9 protein-coding genes are annotated in these 12540 nt (G+C 46.4%); 8 read left to right on the top strand and 1 reads right to left on the bottom strand.

All coding sequences use genetic code 11. The features are described 5' to 3' along the window. Positions 1-78: 78 nt before the first annotated feature. The 8 genes from pflB to menD all read left to right on the top strand — a co-directional run bounded on the left by pflB (position 79) and on the right by menD (position 10991). Positions 79-2367 (top strand): formate C-acetyltransferase, encoded by a 2289-nt coding sequence (gene pflB, locus MC7420_RS33065; RefSeq protein ID WP_006106221.1) that lies wholly within the window; start codon positions 79-81, stop codon positions 2365-2367. Between the two features lie 162 nt (positions 2368-2529). After that, positions 2530-3303, top strand: a complete 774-nt coding sequence (gene pflA / locus MC7420_RS33060) for a pyruvate formate-lyase-activating protein (RefSeq protein WP_006106166.1) — start codon at positions 2530-2532, stop codon at positions 3301-3303. Positions 3304-3319: 16 nt separating this feature from the next. Next, positions 3320-3577 carry a (2Fe-2S) ferredoxin domain-containing protein gene (locus MC7420_RS33055; RefSeq protein WP_006106178.1) on the top strand — a complete coding sequence of 86 codons (258 nt, stop codon included), beginning with the start codon at positions 3320-3322 and terminating at the stop codon, positions 3575-3577. A 119-nt stretch (positions 3578-3696) separates the two neighbouring features. Further along, the gene (locus MC7420_RS33050) at positions 3697-4203 is read left to right on the top strand and encodes a PAS domain-containing protein (RefSeq protein ID WP_006106174.1); all 507 of its coding nucleotides are present in this window, start codon (positions 3697-3699) and stop codon (positions 4201-4203) included. Between the two features lie 123 nt (positions 4204-4326). Then, positions 4327-5493: a SpoIIE family protein phosphatase gene (locus tag MC7420_RS33045; protein WP_006106165.1), complete on the top strand. Its 1167-nt coding sequence runs from the start codon at positions 4327-4329 to the stop codon at positions 5491-5493. A gap of 86 nt (positions 5494-5579) precedes the next feature. After that, the gene (locus tag MC7420_RS33040) at positions 5580-6083 is read left to right on the top strand and encodes a hydrogenase maturation protease (protein WP_006106224.1); all 504 of its coding nucleotides are present in this window, start codon (positions 5580-5582) and stop codon (positions 6081-6083) included. Between the two features lie 225 nt (positions 6084-6308). Continuing rightward, entirely contained in the window at positions 6309-9050 is a 2742-nt protein-coding gene (locus MC7420_RS33035) for a bifunctional acetate--CoA ligase family protein/GNAT family N-acetyltransferase (protein WP_006106188.1), read from the top strand. 87 nt (positions 9051-9137) lie between these two features. After that, the gene (gene menD / locus MC7420_RS33030) at positions 9138-10991 is read left to right on the top strand and encodes a 2-succinyl-5-enolpyruvyl-6-hydroxy-3-cyclohexene-1-carboxylic-acid synthase (protein ID WP_006106207.1); all 1854 of its coding nucleotides are present in this window, start codon (positions 9138-9140) and stop codon (positions 10989-10991) included. Positions 10992-11129: 138 nt separating this feature from the next. Here menD and iscB read toward each other — a convergent pair whose 3' ends face one another. After that, complete coding sequence (gene iscB, locus MC7420_RS33025) at positions 11130-12413, bottom strand: RNA-guided endonuclease IscB (RefSeq protein ID WP_006099328.1); 1284 nt, start codon at positions 12411-12413, stop codon at positions 11130-11132. Positions 12414-12540 lie beyond the last annotated feature (127 nt).

Genomic DNA, 12540 nt, shown 5'->3' with positions numbered 1-12540 from the left:
CCAAAATTTCTCCAAAAAATGGTCAGGGCTACGTCTAACGTTCAAAAGTTTGCACAAAAAAAGAGGGAAATAATGCCTATGGTTGGGACAGTCGTACCTAACACATCTACTACGCAAAAGCATGAGACAGCTAGCGCCTTATGCGAACAATGGCAGGATTTTAATCCCGGTAAATGGACGAATGAAATTAATGTCCGGGATTTTATCCAAAAGAACTACACCCCCTATACAGAAGACGATTCTTTCCTTGCCGGAGTAACGGAACGGACGAAAACCCTCTGGCAAAATGTCTGCGATTTGATGCAGCAAGAGCGGGAAAAAGGTATTTTAGATGTCGATACCAAAGTCCCCACCAGTATCACCGCCCATTCACCGGGTTATATTGATCAAAACCTGGAACAAATTGTCGGTATCCAAACCGATAAACCTTTAAAACGGGCAATTATGCCCTTGGGTGGTATCCGAGTGGTCAAGAAATCCCTGGAAGCTTACGGCTATCAGCTTGATCCCCAAACGGAAGAGATTTTCACTCAGTATCGCAAAACCCATAATGATGGGGTGTTTGATGCCTATACACGGGAAATGCGAAAAGCACGACATTCTGGCATTATTACGGGATTACCGGATGCTTATGGTCGGGGTCGAATTATTGGGGACTATCGCCGGGTGGCATTATATGGAATCACCCGTTTAATTGCTGATAAAAAACAGCAGCAAGATTCTCTGGAATTCGATGCGATTGATGAGTCGGTTATTCAGCAACGGGAAGAAATTTCTGAACAAATCCGGGCGCTAAATGAACTTCAGGAAATGGCAGCTAGCTATGGCTGTGATATTAGCCGTCCGGCGGCAACTGCCCAAGAAGCGGTACAGTGGACGTACTTTGGCTATTTGGGTGCGGTGAAGGAACAAAATGGCGCGGCGATGTCCTTGGGACGGGTGTCTACGTTCCTGGATATTTATGTGGAACGGGATTTAAATAATGGCACGCTGAATGAATCCGAGGCGCAGGAATTAATTGACCATTTTGTGATGAAACTGCGGATGGTGCGCTTCCTGCGGGCGCCGGCTTATAACGAACTGTTCTCTGGTGACCCAGTTTGGGTAACCGAAGCCATTGGCGGAATGGGTGAAGATGGTCGTCCGTTGGTAACGAAGACGAGTTTCCGTTTCTTGCATACGCTTTATAACTTAGGTCCGGCACCGGAACCGAATTTAACGGTACTGTGGTCAGAACGGCTACCGATGAACTTTAAGCGGTTCTGCGCCAAGGTATCGGTAGAAACCAGTTCGATTCAGTATGAGAACGATGACCTGATGCGATCGCACTATGGTGATGATTATGGCATTGCCTGCTGTGTATCGGGAATGCCGATTGGCAAACAGATGCAGTTCTTTGGCGCACGGGTTAACCTGGCGAAAGCCTTACTCTATGCGATTAATGGCGGTAAGGATGAAAAAGCGGGCGAACAAATCGGTCCGGAACTAGCAGCGATTACCTCAGAGTACCTCGATTATGACGAGGTGATGGGAAAATTCGACCAAATGATCGAGTGGTTGGCGAAACTCTACGTCAATACCTTGAATGTAATCCACTATATGCACGATAAATATTGTTATGAGCGTTTGGAAATGGCGCTGCATGACCGGGATGTTTATCGGACAATGGCATGTGGGATTGCTGGCTTGTCGGTGGTTGGCGATGCGTTATCGGCGATTAAATATGCCAAGGTGAAAGTTATTCGCAATGATCAGGGTCTCGCCGTAGACTATGAAGTGGAAGGAGATTATCCCAAGTTTGGCAATAACGATGATCAGGTGGATGACATTACTGCCAACCTGGTGAAAGCGTTTATGGATAAAATCCGCAAGAATAAGACCTATCGCGGCGCTGTTCCTACCCAGTCGATTCTGACGATTACCTCCAATGTAGTGTACGGGAAGAAGACCGGAAGTACCCCTGATGGGCGCAAAGCTGGGGAACCCTTTGCCCCAGGTGCGAACCCGATGCATGGTCGTGATAGCAATGGCGCGATCGCAGCGTTGGCTTCAGTGGCGAAACTACCGTATGAACATGCCCAAGATGGGATTTCTTATACGTTCTCCATTGTGCCGCAAGCGTTGGGTAAGACGGATGAGGCGAAGGTGACTAATTTGGTGGGAATGCTGGATGGGTATTTCCATGACGAAGGTCATCATATCAATATCAATGTCTTCAATCGCGATACCCTGCTTGATGCGATGGATCATCCAGAGAAATACCCGCAGTTAACGATTCGGGTATCGGGTTATGCGGTGAACTTTATTAAGTTAACCCGCGAACAACAACTGGATGTGATTAACCGCACATTCCACGAACGGATTTAGGTGCAATAGTTCTGGTTCGCCGAAATCCTAGATATCCCGTAGGGTGGGCATTGCCCACCAACTAACACGGCAAAGCCAAGTCAGGGCGGGTTGAGTTACATCTGTTTCGTAAACGATACTCGTCAAACCCGCCCCTACAAACTCAACATTTGAACTATGGTAATGCAATCATCAATTTCTCAATCCCCAATCGCCACTCCCAAAACCTCTGTAAAAGGACGCATTCACTCCTTAGAAAGCTGCGGTACGGTGGATGGTCCAGGTATCCGCTTTGTTATTTTTACCCAGGGTTGTCCCTTACGTTGTCTCTATTGTCACAATCCGGATAGCCGCTGTATCCGTGAAGGTCAAGAGGTTACCGTTGATGAACTGATGACCCAGATCCCAAAGTATCGTTCCTACATGCGCTTTTCCGGCGGCGGCGTTACCATAACAGGGGGTGAACCCTTGATGCAGCCGGAGTTTGTCCGCGAAATTTTCCGACGCTGCCAAGACCAAGGGATTCATACCGCCCTAGATACGTCGGGTTATGTCAATTTGGATGTCGCTAAACCCGTGTTGGATCATGTCGATTTGGTCTTGTTGGACATCAAATCCTTTGATCCCAAAATTTATTTTAAGATTACCAACGTTTCCCTAGAACCGACACTCGCATTTGCCCAGTATCTGAGTGAGATTAAAAAGCCAACCTGGATTCGCTTTGTCCTAGTTCCCAATTTATCCGATAACCTAGAGAGTATTGAGGGATTAGCCCAGTTTGTCTCTAGCTTGGGTAATGTGGAAAACGTAGAAATTCTGCCGTTTCACAAAATGGGAGAGTATAAATGGCAACAACTAGGGTATGACTATCAGCTTAAAGACACACCCTCGCCAACCCCCCAACAGGTGCAGCAGGTTATGGAAATCTTTCAAAGACAAGGGTTGCATGTGCAGTAAGATTGAGGTGTAGATCATGGATGGGAAAGAAAATCTCTATTTATGTATGGGTTCAGCCTGTCATCAATTGGGTGTTTATGAAGTATTACCCAAAATTCAGCAGTTGATTAGCACATACAATTTGGAGGATAAAGTTGAATTAAAGGGTTCCTTTTGTTTGGAAACCTGTAGCGCTGGTATTGTGATGAAGTTTAAGGATAAATTTTTTGTCAATATCAATGCTAACAATGTTGAGCAAAAGTTTAAACAAGAGATTCTGCCTTGTATTCAATGATGTATCTTGTATTCAATGATGTATAGGGAGAGGGAACACCTCGGCTTTGCTCGGTGTGTAACAGGGAACAATAAATTTCAGTTAGCTTTGGCATAGCAGCTTGAAGAATAATAAATACTATGACAAGTAATGATAAGAGTTTGTGGGAATTATTGTGGCGGTATGATCCCAACGGTTTGATTGTCGTGGATAAAGATATGACAATCAAGCTGGTAAATCCTGCCTTTTGCAAAATGTTTAATGTGGAACAGGAGGCGGCTATTGGTGAGTCCGCCTCCACTATTTTGACAGATGTCAGTGATTTTCAACGAGTCTGGGATAATGATGAGGTGATTCAGGGGAAGGAAAAAGAGTACGCTAATCACCAACTTTATGTCAGAGAAGTTATTTTTCCGATTAAAGAGGAAAATATAATTGCAGCTATTTTGGTGAATATGAGTTATGAGTTACAGCGTAAGCGAGAATTGATCAAAGTTAAGCGAGAAACGGTGGAAAAGGTTAATGAGGTGGTGGATAATCAAATGAAAGTTGTCCAAGAAATTGCGGGGATATTGGGAGAAACAACGGCAACGACGAAGGTGAGTCTATTGAAGATTATTCAAATGGTGGAACAGGAGATGGGGTAGTAGGGATACCTGGGGGAGCAATGTAGAGACGTAGCATGCTACGTCTGGGAGCAATGTAGAGACGTGCCATGGCGCGTCTGGAAGCAGGGGAAGAAGTCGTTTAACTATATAATATAAAAGCTTATGAGTCGTGATCATTTTCTAGATATCTATGATTTAAGCTTAAATAAAAAGGGAGAGGAACTATGTGGCGATCAGGTTAAGTTTATCAAGACGAAGGATAAAACGACGATTGTTTTATCGGATGGGTTGGGAAGTGGTGTCAAGGCGAATATCCTGGCAACGCTGACGACGGAAATCTTGATCACCATGTTGAATGCCGATCTGCCTCTAACTGAGGTAATTGAAACGGTGATTGGTACGTTGCCAATTTGTAGTGTCCGGAAAATTGCTTACGCCACGTTTACTATAATTCGGATTAATCATAAAACTAATAAATTTAAAGTTATAAACTTTGACAACCCCCCCATTTTTCATTTTAGGAAAGGAAAACCTGTCCCGGTTGAAACGCGAACCGAGAAAATTCTGGAGAAAGACATTGTTATTTCCGAAGGGCATTTAGAACGGGGAGATTTCCTGGGGGCGATTAGTGATGGCGTCTTGTATGCGGGGCTGGGTGCGGTCTTAAATTTTGGCTGGGGCTGGGAAAATATTGCCAAATACATTGAAAGCCTATATATTCGGGATACCTACACTGCTCGTAATATTGTCCGTAAAGTGATTGGCGAAACGCACAACCTCTATCAAGGGAAAATTGGGGATGATGCCACGTTTGTGGGCGTCTGTGTGCGAAAGCGTAATGAGTTAATGATTTTTACTGGACCCCCTCTAGATCAACGTCACGATCAGGTTTATGTGGAACGCTTATTAAATTTTGAGGGGAGAAAAGTGATCTGTGGTGGCACCACGGGGAATATTGTGGGGAAATATCTGGGTGAAGAGGTGGAAATGGATATTGCCACGATGCGACCAGATTTGCCGCCGATTGGTAAGTTAAGCCAAATTGACCTGGTAACTGAAGGGATATTAACGATCTCCAAAAGCCTAGAAATCTTAAAAAAATGTAAATGTGATATCGATCGCCTACCGAGTGATCGCAATGGGGCGGCGCTTCTGGCTAAGGAAATCTTGATGGCGGATTCGGTACTTTTCTTGGTGGGGCAGAAAATTAACGAATTTTACCAAAATCCGCTGTTACCCAAAAACATTTCCATCCGCCGAAATTTAGTAGAAGAGGTAGTGAAGTATTTGCAAAATCACAAAAAAGAAGTCCAGTTAGAATACTGCTAAGTTAGGTCAGTGGAGATCAAGGGGAATGAGGTTACGGTCTGTAAACATCCAGTCAAGCCTGACGAAGGACAAAGGACATAAGACCAATGACAAATGACCAATGGGTGGTGATTGGCTATGGGAATACGCTGCGGCGGGATGACGGTGTGGGTCAAGTTGTGGCAATGGAGGTACAAGAGTGGGGATACCTGGGAGTGCGATCGCTTCCCCTGCACCAACTGACTCCAGAATTGGCACAAACCTTAGCTACGGTGGATGGGGCGATTTTTGTGGATGCTTATCCGGTATCTGGAGAGACAGCCACGGTGCAAGTCTTTCCCCTGCGATCGGAGGATGCTGATACAATCTCGGTCGGGCATCATTGTGATCCGCGATCGCTGTTAGCGTTAGCCCAAGTCCTTTATAATCATTCTCCCTCCGCTTGGCTGGTTACTATCCCCGCTGTTGACTTCGAGTTTGGCGAAACCCTCTCACCCATTGCCCAACAGGGAGTTACCGACGCCCTGATTCATATTCATCGCCTGTTGGCAATACCAGCGGAATCGCCAACTCGAAAATCATCCGGTTGCGTCGAGATGAAGGAGTTGTGAGTTAATTTGGAACTCAGTCTGGGCGGGCGCGAGTCTCATCTGGGTGAGGTAAGAAACGATAGTAGTAAAACCCGCCCCTACACAATCAAAACGTCTTCCCCACCTTCCCCAACTGAGATGGCAGATTATCAGGGAGAACCCTAGGTTTTAATCCTTGTGTGTTCAGTGTTAACCGTTCCGTTTCAATTTTTCCCCAGACGTATTAATTAAGGAAAGGAAAAAACAATGGTTAAGCCACTTAAACCAACCACCGATCCAGCGTATGATATTCTGCGTTCGGAACGTCAACCTCTGCACTCCTTCTTCGCCCCCGATACCGTTGCTGTGATTGGGGCGACGGATAAAGAGGGCAGTGTGGGGCGAACCCTGCTATGGAATTTAATGAGTAATCCCTTCGGGGGAACCATTTTTCCAGTCAATCCCAAACGCCATAGTGTCTTGGGAATTCCTGCTTATTCCAGTATTAAAGACATACCTGATCCCGTGGATCTGGCGATCATTGCCATACCCGCCCCTTTCGTACCCGGAGTCGTCCAAGAATGTGTTGAGGTTGGCGTCAAAAGTGCGATTATTATTTCAGCGGGATTTAAAGAAATTGGTCCGAAGGGAGTCGAGTTAGAACAACAAATCCTGGAAACCGCCCGGGGCAAAATGCGAATTATTGGTCCGAATTGCCTGGGTTTAATGAGTCCGCGCAGTGGGTTAAATGCTACCTTCGCCAGTACCATGGCGCGTCCGGGTAATTTGGCGTTTATTAGTCAGAGTGGGGCATTATGTACCGCTGTCCTAGATTGGAGTTTCTGGGAAAATGTGGGCTTTAGTGCCTTTATTTCCATTGGTTCGATGATGGATGTGAATTGGGGGGATCTGATTTACTATCTCGGTGATGATCCCCACACCCATAGCATCGTCATTTATATGGAATCCATTGGCGATGCGCGATCGTTCCTTTCAGCGGCGCGGGAAGTGGCATTAACCAAGCCGATTATCGTAATTAAAACCGGGCGCACCGAAGCCGCTGCCAAGGCATCAGCCTCCCATACCGGTTCTTTAGCCGGAAGCGATGATGTCCTCGATGCTGCCTTCCGCCGCTGTGGTGTAGTTCGCGTGAATACTATCTCCGAACTGTTTGATATGGCAGAGGTGTGGGCGAAACAACCCCGTCGTCCCAAAGGACCTCGCTTGACCATTATTACCAATGCTGGGGGACCAGGGGTGTTAGCAACAGACGCCTTAATTAGTGCGGGTGGTGCATTGGCGGAACTCTCTGAGGATACGGTAACTGCCCTTAACGAAATCCTGCCCCCCCATTGGAGTCATGGTAATCCCATTGATATTCTCGGTGATGCTGACCCCGATCGCTATACCAAAGCTTTAGATATTGCGGTTGAAGATCCCAACAGCGATGGCTTGTTGGTGATTCTCACGCCTCAAGCCATGACAGATCCGACTCAGATTGCCGAACAGTTAAAACCTTATGCCCAGAAAGCTGGTAAACCCGTGTTTGCTAGTTGGATGGGAGGATCAGAAACCAAAACTGGGGAAACCTTACTCAACCGTGCCAGCATTCCCACCTATCCCTACCCCGATGATGCGGCGCGGTTATTTAATTTAATGTGGCAGTACAGCTACAACCTGAGTGGGATCTACGAAACGCCGATTTTACCATCATCCGAAGAAACCGGACCCGATCGCGCTTTGGCGCAGCAGATGATTGAAACGGCACGCAAGGCGGGACGGACGATTCTGACGGAGTTGGAATCGAAACAACTCCTCGCTGCCTATAATATCCCGATTGTACATACTGGGGTGGCAAAAACAGAAGAGAATGCGGTGAATTGGGCGAATTCCCTGGGATACCCGGTGGTGTTGAAACTCTTCTCGGAAACTATTACCCATAAAACTGATGTGGGTGGGGTTCAGTTAAATCTCACCGATGAAGAAGCGGTGCGCTGGGCGTATAACAGGATTCAATCAACGGTGACGGAGAAAGTCGGTGCCGAACATTTCTTAGGTGTTACGGTTCAACAAATGGTGCACCAGGATGGTGCTTATGAACTGATTATTGGCAGCATCGTTGATCCCCAGTTTGGACCCGTGTTAGTCTTTGGGTCTGGGGGACAGTTAGTTGAGGTATTCAAGGATCGGGCGATCGCGCTACCGCCCCTGAATACCACCCTAGCGCGGCGGATGATCGAACAGACGCAAATCTATAAGGCACTCAAAGGGGTGCGGGGGCGTCAAGCCGTTGATTTAGCCGAACTTGAGCAGATTATGGTTCGCTTTAGTCAATTGGTGATTGAACAGCGTTGGATCAAGGAAATTGATATCAATCCCCTGCAAGCATCTTCGGATCGACTCATCGCCCTAGATGCCCGGATTATCCTCCAAGATCTTGACGTTGAGGAAAACCAACTCCCGAAAACGGCGGTTTGTCCCTATCCTCGGCAGTACGTCACCCCATGGCAGCTTAATGATGGTACGCCCGTGAAGATTCGTCCGATTCGTCCAGAGGATGAACCTTTAATCGTGCAATTCCACCAAACGCTATCGGAAGAAAGTGTCTATTTGCGTTATTTCAGCTTAATGAAGCTGAGTCGGCGGATTGCCCATGAACGATTAACCCGCATCTGCTTTATTGACTATGATCGGGAAATGGCACTGGTGGCGGACTATAAAGATCCGGAGACGAAAAAGCATCAAATCTTGGGCGTGGCGCGATTGAGCAAGATGCATGGGATTAATGAAGCGGAATTCGCTATGTTAATTAGTGACCCCTATCAGCGTCGCGGCTTAGGGACGGAATTACTGCAACGCATTATTCAAGTGGGTCGCCAAGAGAAACTGACGCGGATTACTGCTGATATTCTGGCAGAAAATGTGCCGATGCAGAAGGTGGCGGAAAAAGTGGGTTTCCATCTCGAACGGGCAGGTAATGATTTAGTCAAAGCCGAGATTCGTTTGTAGTTAGGATTGACCCACAGACGCTGAATCGTAGGGGTACGACATGTTTTACCCCTACAGAACTTGGCTTCTGCTATAGTATGGGATGCGATGCTAATTGACTTTCGTAATACCAATACTGTCTGGGCTTCTATACTGGTGGAAACGTTAACGCGGTTGGGATTAACTACAGCCGTCTTATGTCCCGGTTCACGTTCCACCCCGCTTACTGTTGCTTTTGCACAACACAGCCAAGTTGAGGCAATTCCGATTCTCGATGAACGTTCGGCGGCGTTTTTCGCCTTGGGAGTTGCCCGAAAATCGGGGTTACCTGTGGCGTTGGTTTGTACTTCGGGGACAGCCGGGGCGAATTTCTATCCCGCGATTATTGAAGCACGAGAAAGCCGGATTCCTCTATTAATTTTAACCGCAGACCGTCCCCCAGAACTGCGCGATTGTCACTCTGGGCAAACTATTGACCAAGTAAAACTCTATGGCAATTATCCCAACTGGCAAACCGAATTAGCTGTACCATCTCTGGAAATCGGGATGTTGAGATATCTGCGACAAACCGTAATTCACGCCTGGGAGCGATCGCGCTTTCCTACTCCCGGTGCAGTACATTTAAATTGCCCCTTTCGTGATCCTCTAGCACCTATTCCTGATCCAGCCGCTACTAGGTTACAATCCCAATTCCAGGCTGATGACTTCTTTGGGGCGGTTACTCCCGCATCTGTGCATCCCTCCTCTCCTGTATCTGGGCAAACGATTCCCTACTCAGATTGGCAAGCGTGCGATCGCGGTTTAATTATTGCAGGTTTAGCCCAACCCCAAAACCCCAAAGCCTATTGTCATGCTGTTGCCCAACTCTCGCAAACCCTAAACTTTCCCCTATTAGCAGAAGGGCTTTCCCCCCTAAGAAACTACGCCAACCTAAATCCTTATCTCATTTCTACTTATGATTTAATTCTGCGGAATCGCCGACTCGCTCAACAGCTTACACCGACTATTGTTATTCAAATTGGCGAACTTCCCACCAGTAAAGAACTACGCGCTTGGTTAAATACTTATCAACCCCAACGCTGGATTATTGACCCTTGTGATCATAACTTAGATGCTCTCCATGGGAAAACCACGCATCTGCGGATTTCTATCGAAGAAATTGGACAATGGCTAACCACGAATAATAAAAAAGATATGGCTGTAGGGGCGGGTTTGACAGATAACGTTGTGGACAAAACCGATAACAGAACCACACCCACCCCGATAGAGGAACAGGGGAAAACCGTATCCCAACAAAACCCACATTACCTGCAAAAATGGTGTGATGCAGAAACGCAAGTGAGAGCAGCCGTTGACCAAACCATGGCAGAAATGACTCAATTATTTGAAGGAAAAGCCGCCTGGATACTCTCTCAATGTTTGCCCACAGGGACACCTTTATTCATTGCCAATAGTATGCCCGTGCGGGATGTAGAATTTTTTTGGTCTCCAGGAAATACAGAGATTCAGCCCTGGTTTAATCGTGGTGCTAATGGAATTGATGGAACCTTATCAACAGCATTAGGGATTGCTCACCGGAATCAAAGTGCGGTGATGCTAACAGGAGACTTAGCCTTATTACATGATACCAATGGCTTTTTATTCAAAAATAAACTGATCGGTCATCTCACCATCATTTTAATCAACAATAACGGCGGTGGTATTTTTGAGATGTTACCCATTTCCGACTTTGAGCCACCCTTTGAAGAATTCTTTGCCACACCCCAACATATAGACTTTAGACAATTATGTTTAAGCTATAGGGTAGAACATCAACGTATTGAATCGTGGCAACAATTGCAGCAATTACTGAGTTCATTACCGAGTAAAGGAATTCGAGTCTTAGAAATACCCACAAATCGCAAAACAGACGCAACGTGGCGGAAAAACCATCTAGGTTCGTTCGTAGTAAAGGAACCTTAGCCTTTGATGTTGGGTTTCCTGAGAACATCCCAACCTAAAACCATCTTAAATGCGGCAAGGGGACTCCCGTTATACCGAAGGTTAGCGGGAGGGGAATTGCCGCCAACATTGAAATTGAGCGATAGCGAATCATTATTTTTAGGATTGGTATTCATAGCCGTCTGCTTTATGAATGGTTCTCAAGTATTTGGGATGTACATCAAACTTTTGTGTTGGTAACTGCAAGACAAAACTAGGTCTAAATCGAATCGCAATTCGACCAATATATTGACCTGCGAACTTACCTTTTTGAACATCAGCTTTAACAATGTCGCCAGTTTGGAAACCCTGGAAATACTTGGCTTTAGGAGCATGAGCTTTAGGAAATCCGTACTTATCAGGGCGACAACGTTGTCTGGTTCCGCGTCCTTTTGCGGCAATTTTTAGAGGTTTGATTCCTCGAATTAATAATCGTTCAGGAGTAGATGCTCCGACACAGGCTGCATCGAAAGCGTGAGCTTTTTCAATCCCTCTGGTTTTACGGTTGAACTTAGTGCGACCTCCAGAACCTACCTCTACAGGTAAACCAGTTGACTGAAGCCTTCGATACAGTTCCCATCGGGTAGCATTGACGGCTGCGGCATCTTTAAGAGGTGCTTTGGCTTGAGCTAATACCCGTTTAAGGACTCCTGGCTTCTTTTTTAGGAATTCTTCAACAGGTCTGTTCCCTTTAACTTGGTTACAAGAATGACAACTAAGGCAAAGATTACTAACTCGGTTTGAACCACCCTTACTTTTTGCCAGAATGTGTTCAATCTCGAACGGAACGTTTTCAACCTCGCAGTAAGCGCATTTTCTGTTCCATTTGGCAAGTAAATACTCTTTGACCTCAAAACCAAACAGTTCACCTCTTTGGTACTCAACTCCGCTAATTTCAGGGTTTTGCATTTGCTGCAAGTCAAACCTGACTAGCTCTTGAGAGATGGCTGAAATCGGACAGAGTTTTTTAATCCGTCGTACCCAAGTTTCAATGTTGGCAATCCGACTCTCCAGCGATGGTGGTAGCCATCCGGTTTTACGGGTTCTGTTTAAGAAACGAGGCTGGCGGTAACGGGTTTTACGGTTACGGCGTCCCCTTCTTAATGACCTGCGAGCTAAGAGGGAATCTTTAATTTGTTGCCCTCGGTGTGAGATTTCAATGGCGCTTGTTACTCGCCCTGTTTCTTCCTGGACAACAGCAATCCCGGTTGTTTTGCTGCCAGGGTCTATTTTGACCCGATGTGGGTGCGTGACTGACTCTTCAACGGTTCTGTCTTGCAGGACAATAGTAAATGGATAGCGCTTGAATGCTTTAGCCCTCCCTTTGTTCAGTAATTCTCTTGCCCGTGCTGGATGGCAAGGGTCAAGAGGCTGTAAGTTTTTGTCTAGAACGAAAACGCGCATTACTGCACCTCTCATTACTGGTAAAGTTAGCCTCGACAATGTTATCTAGCCTTGTTAGGTACAGCTCACTGGCTTAACTCTCTACACCTGTTTAAAACTGTACGACAGAGCCTAAAACTGGCACGCA

The organism is Coleofasciculus chthonoplastes PCC 7420 (genome assembly GCF_000155555.1).
Classification (GTDB): domain Bacteria; phylum Cyanobacteriota; class Cyanobacteriia; order Cyanobacteriales; family Coleofasciculaceae; genus Coleofasciculus; species Coleofasciculus chthonoplastes_A.
This window is presented reverse-complemented; position numbering and strand designations above follow the sequence as displayed.